This window comes from Psychrobacter sp. PP-21, from assembly GCF_033790785.1.
Classification (GTDB): Bacteria; Pseudomonadota; Gammaproteobacteria; order Pseudomonadales; family Moraxellaceae; genus Psychrobacter.
The window spans coordinates 1-14,090 of record NZ_JAMYEB010000018.1; the positions used below are offsets into that span (position 1 = coordinate 1).

Below are 14,090 nucleotides of genomic sequence, written 5' to 3' on the forward strand. Positions count from 1 at the left end.
CTGATCTTAACCCCATTGAGAAAAAATGGGCACAAGCAAAGTTTCTACGCCAAGGCTGGATGGAGAATAATCTGCCTAAACTGTTTCATGATATGGGCTGTATTTCTTTTATAGTGAACTGACTATAGTGTGTTTGCAAGGTAGAGGGAACGTGTAGGTAAAGTAAATAGCGAAAAAAAAGCAGAGCTCTAAATTTAGAGTCTCTGCTTTTTACTTCTTCATACTCAATAGAGGTCAGTGAAGAGCGCTAGGTTATTAGCGGTTAGCCAGGTAACGCTTATAACGTGTGGTCAGTTTCTTTATACGAATACGGTCACTAACCAGTGAAAATAATGGCGATACATTAGACTTAGGCGGCTTGCCATTGCCCATGCGCTGTAGCTGACGTTTGACTACTGCCATGGTCGCAAGCGCACTCAAGGTTTTGTCTTTCCAGCGTACCATAGGATCGTGAGCACTCAGTGTGGCATCTTTTTTCCAATCATTGGGAAGGGCTGGATTCAGCGCCAACGCTGTGCCCATGCCAACAATATCGATGCCCTGAGCCAGTACCTCTTCTGCAACAGCCAACCGTCTGACGCCACCTGTCGTCATGATAGGCATGGTAGCGGCTTGAGCAATCTCTTTTGCAAAATCCAAAAAGTAAGCCTCTCTTTGTAGAGTGCGTCCATCTGCTGTATTGCCTTGCATGGCTGGGCTTTCGTAACTACCACCAGAGAGCTCGACCAAATCTACTGCCAGCTCGTTCATGGCTAACACCACCACTTTAGCATCATCAGCATCAAAACCACCTCGCTGAAAATCAGCTGAATTTATTTTTACAGCCACTATAAAAGTGGCAGAAACCTGCTCACGAATGGCTTTGATCACTTCAATCAACAGTCGCATACGGTTTTCAATAGAACCACCGTACTCATCTTTTCGCTGATTGGTGAGCGGTGATAAAAACTGAGAGATAAGATAGCCGTGAGCGGCATGAATTTGTACCCCATCAAAGCCTGCCTGCTCTGCTTTGACAGCGCTATCAGCGAACCGCTGTATCAGCTGCTCTATATCCTGTAGCGTCATGGCGCGAGGTTTACTAAATAAATGAGAGTGCTTGCCCAAATCAAGCGCCACATCAGAAGGGGATAGGACATCACCGCCCATCGCAGCGTATACCTGACGACCAGGGTGGTTGAGCTGCATCACAACGCGGGTGTTGTTTTGTTTGGCGGCACGTGCCCACGCCTCAAAAGGCGCGATGTCACTATGCTTGTCTAGTACGACACCGCCAGGACCAGTCATGGCACGACCATCGATCATGACATTCCCTGTGATGAGTAAGCCTGTACTGCCTTCTGCCCAGCGCTTATACAGACGAAGGAGGACAGCGCCTGGAATCTGACCTGCATCAGCCATGTTTTCTTCCATGGCAGCTTTTGCTAAGCGATTGGGTAAGGTGATGCCACAAGGCAATACGAACGATGAAAAAACAGGTGATGTCATGATAGTGGCCTAAGATTATGTTTTTGTGAAGCACGAGTTCTACTATGCGTTTGGCTATAGACTTATAGTTTAAATGACTATAACCTTATAGTCGAAACATGATTGGTAGTAATTGTGGTGAGTTTAAAAATGGCTGATCGCAAGGCAGCTCACGCAAAAAACTGTTATCTCTATCTATCATCACATTTTTTTAGCACAATAGCACTTCAGGTAAATTACTGACCTGTTGACCACACTATTGACTGAGTTGTTGATCGAATTCTTAATCAAGTTATCAACCAAATCAGGATACCCCTGTATTGAATGTATTAGCACAAGATATGACAGTACCTATAGATTCAAAACTAGAATCAAAACGCGAGCAAGCAAAAGCCAAAACGCGATGTGCATTGCTCAAGAGTGCTTTGCGGTTATACAGTTTGCAAGGTGCTCAAGGTATGAGCATGAATAAAATTGCTAAGGGTGCTGGTATAGCACAGCCCAGTTTTTATAATCATTTTGAGAGCTTAGATGCGCTGCAAAACGAGCTAAGTGCTCAGTTAAAAGACAACTACCTATCTCCTATGCGACTGGCGTGGGTCAATATGCTCAAAGACTACGACGTATTGAGTGAGGATCAGTTTAATGAGCAGTGTCAGCAATGTCTGACCATGATTTTTGATTCAGCGTTTCAGAATATAGAGCTGTTTCAACACCTGCTCGAAGATCGTCCACGATTTAGTGCCACTATAGAAAACCAGTCTTCACTAAGTAATGGTCTAGGAAATCTAGTCAGCGAAATACAAGAAGAGTGGACAGAGATATTTATTCAGGGGTTACAGCTATCCAATCGTTCTGTTGAAAGGAGTGCTGTCAATCTTTGTGTCGATATGGCTGCTGCACAAGTACACGAGTTGATATTAGGCTGTCATCAGCAGCGCTATTCAAGGGCGCAGGCGATTAACACATTGAGCATTAGCTTTGATGCGCTGTTCGCTAATTTTTTGCACGGAAGCAACCATAGCAAGTCATGATGTATGTCTTGACAGCTAGGATTTACAACACATAAAAGGGAGCATGACTATGGCCACAACAGCGGCTACACCAACGGACAATGAACAAATACACTTTAGAACTTGTACCTTATGCGAGGCCATGTGCGGCGTCGAAATAAAACACGACGGCGAAAAAGTCTTATCGATTAAAGGGGACAAAAACGATCCTTTTTCGCAAGGCTACATTTGCCCAAAAGCCACTGCTTTGCAGGACTTGTACGAAGACCCTGATCGTTTGAGAGGGCCTGTTGAGAGAACGGCGGATGGCTGGAAATCGATCAGTTGGCCAGAGGCGTTAGACAAAGTCGCTGAAGGTATTCAGTCCGTTCAGCAAAAATACGGCCAAAATGCGTTTGGGGTCTATTTAGGTAACCCGAATGTCCATAATATGGGCGGAATGTTGACCATCAAACAGCTATTGACCAGCCTAAAGACACGCAGTCGTTTTTCTGCGACCTCAATTGACCAGCTGCCACACCATATTGTTAGTATGCACCTGTTCGGTCATATGCTGCGTATACCAGTCCCGGATGTGAACCATACCCAGTATATGCTCATCATCGGCGGTAACCCGCTGGCGTCTAATGGCAGTATCATGACTGCGCCCAATATGCGCCAAAAGCTAAAAGACATCAAAGCCCGTGACGGCAAAGTGGTGGTGATCGATCCAAGGCGTACCGAAACCGCAGATATCGCCAGCGAGCATCACTTTATTCGCCCAGCGACAGACGTACTGCTGTTACTTGCCATGCTCAATGAAATCTATGCACAAGGCTATGCCAAAGTAGACAGTCGAGTGGCAGGCTTGGCACCAGAAATTGATCGTATTGAATCATTTGCAGAAGGGTTCACACCTGAGTCGGTAGCAGGCATCACGGGTATCACAGCTGATGAAATCAAACGTATCGTCAAAGAGTTCTGTGAGGCCGAAAGCTCAGTCTGCTATGGCCGTATGGGTATCTCAGTGCAAGAGTTTGGGCTGCTGAGCCAGTATCTCTCTATGGTCATCAATATCGTGACAGGACGCTTGGATGAAGTGGGCGGACTCATGTTCCCGAACCCAGCTGTCGATGTGGTCAATAGCTCGGGTCCTGGCTATTTGGGCAAACGCCACAGTCGCGTGAGTAACCTACCTGATTTTAATGGTGAGTATCCCGTCGTTGCGATGGCCGATGAGATGCTAGTAGAAGGAGAAGGGCAGTTAAAAGGTTTTATGACTGTTGCGGGTAACCCCGTCCTCACGACACCAAACGGCGAAAAACTAGACGAGGCGCTATCAGGGCTGGAGTTTATGGTGTCGCTTGATTATTTTGTGACTGAGACCAGTCGCCATGCCAATATTATCCTGCCGCCTGTATCGCCATTAGAGCGTGATCATTATGACATCACGTTTAATGGTTTTGCGGTACATAACGTTGCCAAATACTCGCCTGCCTTGTTTAGCAAAACAGATAACGAAAAGCATGACTGGGAGATTTATTTGGGGCTTGCTGATCGTTTGGATAAAGATGCCCCTGAAGCGGTACAAAAAGAGCGCGCGGCGACAAAAGCGTTTGGACCAAAGTTCTTACTTGAGCAAGGTCTTAAATATGGACCTTATAAAGACGTGACATTGGATGCGCTGATAGATAACCCACATGGCATCGATTTGGGACCATTGCATCGTATGTTGCCAGAGGCTATCAAGCATGCGGATAAACAAATCAATCTCAATGTTGATTTTTATCAAGCAGATTTGGCACGGGTCAAAGAGATGATGCAGCAGTATGACAATCAAGAGATTTTACTTATTGGTCGTCGCCATGTACGTAGCAACAACTCATGGCTGCATAACAGTTATCGATTGGTCAAAGGCAAATCTCGTTGCACGCTAATGCTGCATCCACAGACTGCAGAGCAGTATGGTATTGAAGATGGTCAAGACGTAAAAGTAACGTCTCGAGTCGGTAGCGTAGTCATCGCAGCAGAAGTAACCGATGAGCTGATGCCAGGCGTGGTGAGTATTCCACATGGCTTTGGTCATGGACGTAAAGGCGTCAAGCAGAAGATTGCACAAGAGCATGCTGGCGTCAGTGTCAATGACTTAACAGACGATACCCTAATCGATCAATTGAGTGGTAATGCCGCTGTTAATGGTGTGCCAGTACAGTTGGAAGCGTTGGGTACTAACACAGACCAGATATCTACTGAGGCATCAGAGACGTTAGTAGGCAGTGCAATCGCGTAAACTCAATTTTTTAAAGCAAAAAGCAGGCGCTTACATGATGTAAGCGCCTGTTTTTTTATAGGTATAACGCTAATATATTATTTCAATATCGGGTTAATTACTTGCACCTACAAAATCAAAATCGACTTTAGGTGTCTCGCCTTGGATTAATAAGCTAATCGCTTTTGCAGAACCGCAAGCATGCGTCCACCCTAGTGTGCCATGCCCTGTGTTGAGCCATAAATTATCAAAAGTCGCTGACGTATTGTGACTGCCATGTTTGACTTGACCACAGTGCGCACGACCAATCAATGGCACGTTCGATGGGGTCATCGGTCGCAGCCCTGTCCAATACTGAACAGAATTTGCGATGATGCCTTTTGGGAACAATTGCTGCACACGGCGAGTAATAGCCTCACAGCGCGTGATATTTAAGTCGAGATTATAGCCGTTAAATTCTGCTGTACCCGCCACTCGCAATTTATCGCCCAGCCGTGAGGTGACCAGCTTAAACTCATCATCTATTAGGCTAACAAAAGGCGCTAAATGCGGTGCTCGCGGGTTGACGGTATACGTGGCTGAATAGCCCTTTGCAGGAAAGATGGGCACATGAATACCCAGTGGTTTTAAGAGAGGGACGCTATAACTGCCAAGCGCAACCACATGACTATCCGCTGTGAAAGTCTGTGCATTCTCGCCTTTTGGGCGAATAGTAATACTGTGCACATGCGGACGCGCAGAGTGAGCGTCAGTATTGAGGGCTAATATCTCAGTATCATATAAGAACTGTACGCCCGCCTCGATACAGCGCTGTGCTAAGCGCTGCGTAAACAGATGCGCATTGCCAGACTCGTCGCGGCTGGTATAGGTAGCCCCTGTGAGATTGTGTGCAATAGGGTAGAGTGCTGGCTCTAAGCTGACGGCGTTATTGATATCAATCACATGACGCTCACAGCCTAGCGCTTGCATGCGCTCTGTAGGTTCGATAGCGGCATCAAACTCCGCTTGGCTGGTATAAAAATGCATGATACCGCGTGTTTGCTGCTCATAGTTAATACCGATGTCTGCACGTAGCTGTTGTAAGGTATCACGAGAATACAGACCCAAGCGCACCATCTGTACCAGATTGGCATCGGCACGATCAGCGCGGCACTCTTGCAAAAACTGCATGGCCCATTTGAGCTGATTCTTATCTGCACGTAGGCGAAACAGCAGCGGCGCGTCTTCTTTAAACAGCCATTTGAGCGCTTTCATTGGCGTCGCAGGATTGGCCCACGGCGTGGCATGTGAGACCGATATTTGACCACCATTGGCAAAGGAGGTCTGCATCCCTGCTGCGGGCTCACGCTCGATCACGGTCACATCATAGCCTGCCTGACGTAGATACCATGCAGTGGTCACGCCCACCACGCCTGCTCCGAGTACCGCAATATGTGTCATGGGATTCTCTATGCTCATGTTAATCATGATGGCAGTTCTGTACTAAACCACTATCACCTTTGCCAAGTCGCTGTATTGCTTGCTTGCGTTACTTCGGACGCGCAACATCTACCTGTAATGCTGCTGGCAAGTCCAGTATGCTAAGCGTGCTTTCTGCCAATTGTTCAGGACGCGCCACGACAAGAGCGATAAAGCCATCGTCGGTCTTCATGGTGTTGACCACTTGGATTTTGTCCAGTTTGTCGCCTGCTACTGGTGCTGCGCCAGTGCCTTGCACATAATGCAAAAATGCTTTGGGCGCAGATTTGAAATAAATACGAGCGATAACTTCTTGACCTAAATAGCAGCCTTTATCATAGTCCATACCGCCGCGCTGATGTAGACGCAGCTCCTGCGGCTGAAACTCAGCTTGAGTCGCTGCCACGATCCAATAGTTGCCTGTGGCTATACTGCAAGTCATCCAAGCTTCAGTATCAGCGGCTGTATTATGGTCGTCTTTGTGACTAAAGGTAGGCGCATCTGCCAGCACGCAAGGATAGATGGCAGTCGGCACACTGGTCTCAAACTTTGAAAACGCGCCGTACTTGTTCAAATGCGCTTGCAAAGATGCCGCACAATCGCTGCTTATGACCACATCATAATGCTTTTCTGCTTGTTTCTTAATCCAAATGCCAAATTCGATACGACCTTTTAGGTTACCGATGGCGGCTGCTTGATAGCTGAGCCCAAGTTTGGTCACATCACAAGTCAATTGACCTTGCAAGAATTTTTCGGCGTCCTCACCTTGAATGGTCAGCTGCGAAAACTGCGGTAATACTGAGGTATCTGAAGACTGAGTCATTGTTATTATCCTTCTGCTGAGTGCTTATTTATTAGGGCATATCCCTAATTCAAATGTTTATAAATAAATGGGCTAAAAGACAACATCGAAGTGATAAGAAATTATACGCGCACTTTTTATATAGATGCCGTTGTTACTGACCATGTTACTAACTAAAAGTGCGCGTATAAATCGTTATAAGGTTAAGAAGAGTACCACAAAAACACAGTCACAAAAACGTCATCGCTAAGGGGTACATTAAAGTGAGGGGTTAAGTGTTAAATTGGGCACAGTGTCCAATTTTCAACCGTACAAATTGGTTAAAGAGGGTGAGTTACGGTACAATGTTGACTCTATATTGAACCCAATATTTGATGACTACCGAGGATATAATGAGCTTACCAAATTGCCCGAAATGTGATGCTGAATATACGTACGAAGATGGTGCGTTGCTGGTATGTCCTATGTGTGCTCATGAATGGACGGCGGCTGAGACTGATGAGGCACAAGCAGAAGAACAAGATGCATTGATTCGTGATGCGGTCGGCAACGAGTTGCAGGATGGTGATGCGGTCACGGTCATTAAAGACCTCAAGGTTAAAGGCTCGTCACTGGTCATCAAAGTCGGGACAAAAGCAAAAAGTATTCGCTTGTTGCCAGACGCAACCGATGGTCATGATATCGATTGCAAGCTCGACGGCTATGGTCCAATGAAGCTAAAATCTTCTGTCGTCAAAAAAGCGTAAATTGTAAAAACGTCTTGAAAGATTGGATAATAAACAAATATAAAGCTGACGTTAATCAAAAAACATAGACCCTATAAAATATAAACCCTATAAAATACAACATCTACAAATAGAGAATAGCTATGAGTACTAAAAACGAACAGCTTTTTGCGCAAGCCCGCAAACATATTCCAGGCGGCGTTAATTCACCCGTCCGCGCCTTTTCAGGGGTCGGCGGTACGCCAATTTTTATGCACCGCGCCAATGGTAGCAAGATTTATGACACCGAAGACAACGCCTACATCGATTATGTCGGCTCTTGGGGTCCGATGATTTTGGGTCACGCGCATCCGAAAGTTATCGATGCGGTAAAAAAAGCGGCTGATGATGGCTTGAGCTTTGGTACGCCAACGCCGTTTGAAACCACCGTTGCTGATAAGATTTGTGACATCGTACCAAGCGTTGAGATGGTTCGTATGACCAGCTCAGGTACCGAAGCGACCATGAGCGCGATCCGTCTGGCACGTGGCTATACCCAGCGTGACAAAATCGTCAAGTTTGAAGGCTGCTATCACGGTCATTCAGATAGCCTATTGGTTAAAGCAGGCTCAGGTATGCTTGACATCGGTGAGCCAACGTCTAAAGGCGTGCCAGCGGATTTTGCCAAGCATACGATTACGATCCCTTATAATGACCCACAAGCGATCAAAGACTGCTTTGAGAAATGGGGTGAAGAGATTGCTTGCGTGATCTTAGAGCCGATCGCTGGCAACATGAACATGATCATTCCAGCGCAAGAGTTCCACGATACGTTGCGTGCACAGTGTACTGAGCATGGTGCAGTATTGATTTTTGATGAAGTGATGACAGGGTTTCGTGTGGGTCTTGGCGGCGCGCAGGCACATTTTGGTATCACGCCTGATTTGACTTGTTTTGGCAAAATCATCGGTGCCGGTCTACCTGTTGGCGCGTTCGGTGGTAAAGAAGACATCATGTCTTGCATCGCGCCACTGGGTGGTGTCTATCAAGCTGGTACATTATCAGGCAACCCACTGGCCATGCGCGCTGGTATCGCGATGTTTGAAGATTTAACGGAAGCAGGTTTCTACGATGACTTATCTGCCAAAGTCGATCATTTAGTCGATGGTTTTCAAGCGGCGGCTGATAAGCATGGCATCAATCTGCGCACCAACAAATTGGGCGGTATGTTTGGTATGTTCTTTGTCAAAGATGCTGATACTGAAACACCAAGTAATTTTGATGATGTGACAGAGTGTGACATGACGGTATTTAATACGTTCTTTCATGGCATGTTAGATCGCGGTATCTACCTAGCGCCGTCTGCCTATGAAGCGGGTTTTATGTCAATTAAACACAGTAATGAAGATATCGATGCATCTATAGCCGCTGCTGATGAGATATTTGCAGAGATGGCAAGAGCTTAGTCTAGCTTTAGCTTGGTTCAGCCATAGAGTTATTAAGCTTCATAAACATTCAAAAGTTCGAGAAACCAGCAAAATCAAACGTTGATTTTTGCTGGTTTTTTTCGTTTAGTGGCATTTGTCTTATAACCATTACAGAAGTAAAGGTGTATTTCTAAGGTTCGTTTATATCGATAATAGCGTGACTGATGCTTATACATTCAATCCCTGTGTGTCTAAAAAATAGACAATAAACTATGATACTCTGAGATAAATTCGGACAATAACGCAAGGATGCAAAAGAATGAGCAATAGTACTTCTAGTAGCGTAGCGCCTCTATGGCAGACCACGTATGAGCAGTATGGTTTGGACAACAACTTGGACGTATTGGCAGGTAAGCAAAACCTGATTGACTTATTGCAACCAAAGATAGATCAGCACAGTAATCGTCCCGCTTTTAGTATGGGCGCTGCGACCCTTACTTTTGGTCAGTTAGACAGTGCCAGCCGCCGTTTTGCGGCGTTCTTACAGGCACAAGGTACAAAAAAAGGCGACCGTGTTGCCGTACAGCTACCAAACATACTGCAATATGCCGTAGTGCTGCTGGGTTGCCTACGAGCGGGTATGGTACTGGTTAACGTCAACCCCATGTATACGCAGTATGAGTTGGCACATCAGTTGACGGATGCCCAAGCTTGCGGTCTCATTGTGCTAGATGGTATGAGCACGGCTTATGAGCAACTAGATGAAACGGTGAAAGCACAACTAAAATGGGTAGTCAGGTGCTCTATAGATCCTAGTATTTCTGATAACGATATTGCCTTGCTCAGTCAAATTGACTCAGCACAATCTGCAAGCACACATGAGCCAGCACATACCTCGACCCAGTCAACAACCGAGTCAACAGCTGAGTCAGTAACCAAGTCATCAACTGATTCATCAAAGCACAACATAACGTTTGCCCATATTATGCAAGCGTATAATGCCGCAGCGTTCAAAGACGTTACGATAGAGCGCGAAGATTTGGCATTGTTGCAGTATACAGGCGGTACGACTGGCAAGCCAAAAGGTGCTATGCTGACCCATTACAATGTCATGGCCAATGTCTGTCAGTGCTACGCGATGTTTGGCAAGACAATCGAAGCCAATCGTAGTGAGCAAATCAAAATCCTCAACCCTTTACCGCTCTATCATATTTTTTCATTTACAGTTTGCGGATTACTGGGTCTTTATGGTGGCTGGGAGGATGTCTTAGTCACCAATCCTCGTGATATCGATGGTTTGGTCAAAACGATTGAACAGCATCGACCTCATGTCATTCCTTCGGTAAATACTTTATTCATTGGTATGTTGCACCATCCGAAATTTGCCAGCCTTGATTTTAGCCGCTTGGCACTATCTATCGGTGGCGGTACAGCAATTATCAAAGCCGTCTCAGATCAGTGGCAGCAAGTCACGGGCATGATTATTAGCGAAGGCTATGGTATGTCTGAGACCGCGCCGGTTATTTCTTTCAATCCCTCTGGTGTTACCGCGTTCAATGGTAGCGTTGGACTGCCGCTGGCTTTGACGGATATTAATATCATAGATGAGAATGGCAAAACATGTCCGCTAGGTACGCGTGGAGAGGTTTGTATCAAAGGACCACAAGTCATGCGCGGCTACTGGCAACGAGACAATGTAGATACCTTTACCGACAATGGCTACTTTAGATCAGGTGATATTGGTGTCATGAATGACGAGGGTTTTTTGACGCTCGTAGACCGCAAAAAAGACATGATATTGGTCTCAGGATTTAATGTGTATCCCAATGAAGTAGAGGCTGCCCTGACCGAGCACACTAAAGTATTGGAGGTGGCGGTGGTAGGCGTTGCAGATGATCATAGCGGTGAAGTGCCAAAAGCATTTGTGGTTAAAAAAGACCCAGACCTCACAGTAGAGGAGCTACAGGATTTTGCAAGCAAACGCCTCACTGGCTATAAGCGTCCGCAATCCTATGAGTTTATCGATGAGCTACCTAAGACTGCTGTTGGCAAGATATTACGTAAATCCTTAAGATAAAAAATGTGTCGTGTCGTTTGTAAAAATGAGCTGACAGCAATAAAGCGATCAATAATAAAAAACTGGGCTACTAAAAATAGTAGCCCAGTTTTTTTGTCACCTATTTCGTGCGATAGCTGGTTTTTATCGTGCTTTATCGTACTTACGATTTCTTAGGCTCAGATTGCCTCGTAGGACATCGCTATACATACGGAAGTCGCTAGCAAAGCTTTTTAGTGGAAATTTAAAGGAAGCTGGCTTGTTTTTTTCAAAGAAAAAGTGCCCAACCCAAGCACAAGCATACCCAGCAGCGATACCTTTTACCAAAGGTTTTGCTGATCTGGTTTTGACAGACTTTGCCAGTCCCAACAAGCCAAAACTACTGCCTGCAAAATGCAGACGGCGACAAGCCATGTTTTGATGCTCGTCCAAATAAAAATCATAGAATGCTTGTTCAGATGGCGTCTCAGTTTTTACCATATCTGTCTTGGTGTTATTGGCCTGAGGGCTTGTGATTTTGGTAGTATTTGTGGTGGTGGTTTGATTCATGCGACTAGCTTCCTTGCTGGCGGGTTTATCGGTGGTCAATTAAAGATAATTTTCAGGAAAATTTTGAGCAAATAACTCATAATTTTGATGTCAGTTATAGGGGCATATAACCACTAAATAACGGTTTTCTATCATGTTATTGATAACTTTCAATGTAGCAAACCGCTAACACTAACACAAGCACTAGATGTCCAGTACTTAGAGGATAAGTGTCAAGATAATAAGTGCCTAACTAATAAGTGCCTAGACGATAAATGCCAATATGTCCCCTTAGTCTAAAGAGTAGGCTGTAGAGGGAGTAAGCCTGTAGCAAACTGTGCCAAATGTTGTTCATGTCCCAATATTATCTGTACTGGATTTTTGATGTTATTGCTTATTTGGCTGCCATTTATCTTATGATTATCGTCATTTATACCATCAGTAGACACACCAATGACAACGCTGCTGCTTTATAGAATGGTTGGTTGTATGCTCGCCATGATTTGACGTTGCTTGCGAGTGTTTGAGATAAATGCTTTAATGACAAAATTGCCCTGATTTTTGTAGATGCTGCTCTTTTCTACACATGTGGTTTCTATATCTATGTAGCACATGATTTTGATAAACTACACATTCTCTCTAACACGGTGACGACTTGTCTTATGCCTATTGACTATCTTGCAAATCCGCCTCTCAGCGATGATCAAATGATGGCCGCTATTGATATTGGTTCCAATAGTTTTCACTTAGCCATCGCTCGTCTGGATCATGGGGAAGTGCGTAAAGTAGTCTCCATGTCTGAAAAAGTGCAGCTCGCCGCAGGTTTGGATGAGAACAATATATTGAGCGATGCCGCTGAGCAACGCGGTCTGGACTGCTTGAGCCGATTTGTCGCGCGTTTGGACTCTGTACCGCCAGAGCGTATTCGTGTGGTTGCTACCAATGCCTTGCGCCAAGCCAAAAACGCTAATGACTTTATTTCCCGTGCCAACAAAATCTTGCCAAAGCCCATCGAGACTATCGCTGGACGTGAAGAGGCGAGACTGATCTATTTGGGTGTCTCGCATACCAATGAGAGTAGTGATAAACGCTTGGTTATTGATATCGGTGGTGGCTCAACAGAGTTTATTATCGGTCAAGAGTTCGATCCGCTACTGACTGAAAGCTTGCAAATGGGCTGCGTTGCCTTTACACAAAAATTCTTCGCTGATGGTCTTGTTACCAAAGAAGCGTTCAATGACGCGATTTCAGGCGCGCGCAAAGAAGTCTTGGCAATAAATGGACGTTACCAAAAGACAGGCTGGAGCAGTGTGGTTGGCTCAAGTGGTACGATAAAAGCCGTGCGCAACGTTCTGGTATCTAAGGGATGGGCTGATGAGCAAGAACGCATCACCTATAAAGGGGTCAAAAAGTTAGAGAGACTGCTGGTTAAGATTGGCAATATTGACGATATCGAACTAGAAGGCGTCAAAGATCACCGTAAAGCCGTGTTCCCTGCGGGCGTAGCAGTGCTGCGTGCCGTTATGAAAGTATTGGGTGTTGAGACTATTACCTACTCAGATGGTGCATTACGTGAAGGGGTGATGTATGACATGCTGGGACGTTTTGCAAGCGAAGACGTGCGTGACCGTAGTGTGCTTGCATTGATAAAGCGTTATTCAGGCGACAAAAAGCAAGCCAAGCAAGTGGTAAAAACCAGCCGCAATCTGTTTGAACAAGTAAAAGAGTCGCTTGATCTTACGAATGACGATTGTGACTTACTCAGACGCGCCGCGTTCTTGCATGAGATAGGTCTTGCGATCAGTCATAGCAGCTATCATAAGCACAGTGCCTATTTGCTTGAGCATTCTGATATTCCAGGGTTTTCGCAAGTGGATCAAAAGCGCATGGCGCAGCTGATGCTCAATCATCGCCGCAAGCTCAAAAGCGATATGTTAGATCAGACCTGTCAAGTTGGCGGCGATCAGCTGGTCTATCTATGCTTGCTGTTACGTCTTGCTGTCTTGGCACACCATAGCCGTAGCGATCATAAGCTACCAGATCTAGCACTCAAGGTCACAAGCGATAGTGAGTGGCAGATTACGGTTGCTGATAGCAGTGAACATTATGCGTTTTTGCTCGCTGATTTGCGTACGGAGATTGACCAGTTTGCCAAATGGGGCATCCAGCTGAGCGTGATTGAGGCCGAGGAGTCCGAGCCGTTACCATTGTCAGTATCGAGTTAAAGAGTAACGTAACAAAAGCGGTGTCGCCGATAATGTCATGCTATATAAGATGTGCTACTATAGCTTCTATTGAGTTTACAACTGTACTTTCATTATCAAAAGATCGATAACGATATTATTTTTTAAACATACTTATTTTAAACATATACATACTAAGTATAA

At 45.5% G+C, this 14,090-nt stretch carries 10 protein-coding genes; 6 read left to right on the forward strand and 4 right to left on the reverse strand.

The genetic code is table 11. The features are described from left to right. Positions 1-255: 255 nt before the first annotated feature. The gene (locus tag NJD71_RS11665) at positions 256-1,488 is read right to left on the reverse strand and encodes an NADH:flavin oxidoreductase/NADH oxidase family protein (RefSeq protein WP_319052116.1); all 1,233 of its coding nucleotides are present in this window, start codon (positions 1,486-1,488) and stop codon (positions 256-258) included. A 320-nt stretch (positions 1,489-1,808) separates the two neighbouring features. Here NJD71_RS11665 and NJD71_RS11670 point away from each other — a divergent pair, with 320 nt between their 5' ends. Beyond that, complete coding sequence (locus NJD71_RS11670) at positions 1,809-2,501, forward strand: TetR/AcrR family transcriptional regulator (RefSeq protein ID WP_319052117.1); 693 nt, start codon at positions 1,809-1,811, stop codon at positions 2,499-2,501. 49 nt (positions 2,502-2,550) lie between these two features. Next, complete coding sequence (locus NJD71_RS11675; protein ID WP_319052118.1) at positions 2,551-4,749, forward strand: molybdopterin oxidoreductase family protein; 2,199 nt, start codon at positions 2,551-2,553, stop codon at positions 4,747-4,749. A gap of 93 nt (positions 4,750-4,842) precedes the next feature. On the opposite strand, the gene NJD71_RS11680 is transcribed toward NJD71_RS11675, so the two are convergent. Both NJD71_RS11680 and ygfZ read right to left on the reverse strand, forming a co-directional pair. Continuing rightward, positions 4,843-6,168, reverse strand: a complete 1,326-nt coding sequence (locus tag NJD71_RS11680) for a D-amino acid dehydrogenase (protein WP_319052119.1) — start codon at positions 6,166-6,168, stop codon at positions 4,843-4,845. 88 nt (positions 6,169-6,256) lie between these two features. Next, positions 6,257-7,009, reverse strand: a complete 753-nt coding sequence (ygfZ, locus tag NJD71_RS11685; RefSeq protein ID WP_319052120.1) for a CAF17-like 4Fe-4S cluster assembly/insertion protein YgfZ — start codon at positions 7,007-7,009, stop codon at positions 6,257-6,259. Between the two features lie 371 nt (positions 7,010-7,380). On the opposite strand from ygfZ, the gene NJD71_RS11690 reads away from it, so the two are divergent. From NJD71_RS11690 to NJD71_RS11700, 3 genes are all read left to right on the forward strand, one after another. Next, a complete protein-coding gene (locus tag NJD71_RS11690) occupies positions 7,381-7,734 on the forward strand; it encodes a zinc ribbon domain-containing protein YjdM (protein ID WP_319052121.1) in 354 nt (117 codons plus the stop codon). A gap of 122 nt (positions 7,735-7,856) precedes the next feature. Beyond that, complete coding sequence (gene hemL / locus NJD71_RS11695) at positions 7,857-9,158, forward strand: glutamate-1-semialdehyde 2,1-aminomutase (protein WP_319052122.1); 1,302 nt, start codon at positions 7,857-7,859, stop codon at positions 9,156-9,158. Between the two features lie 280 nt (positions 9,159-9,438). Continuing rightward, a complete protein-coding gene (locus NJD71_RS11700) occupies positions 9,439-11,196 on the forward strand; it encodes an AMP-binding protein (RefSeq protein ID WP_319052123.1) in 1,758 nt (585 codons plus the stop codon). A gap of 123 nt (positions 11,197-11,319) precedes the next feature. On the opposite strand, the gene NJD71_RS11705 is transcribed toward NJD71_RS11700, so the two are convergent. Then, complete coding sequence (locus NJD71_RS11705; RefSeq protein WP_319052142.1) at positions 11,320-11,655, reverse strand: DUF962 domain-containing protein; 336 nt, start codon at positions 11,653-11,655, stop codon at positions 11,320-11,322. A gap of 710 nt (positions 11,656-12,365) precedes the next feature. On the opposite strand from NJD71_RS11705, the gene ppx reads away from it, so the two are divergent. Next, the gene (ppx, locus tag NJD71_RS11710; protein WP_319052124.1) at positions 12,366-13,928 is read left to right on the forward strand and encodes an exopolyphosphatase; all 1,563 of its coding nucleotides are present in this window, start codon (positions 12,366-12,368) and stop codon (positions 13,926-13,928) included. Positions 13,929-14,090: the final 162 nt, after the last annotated feature.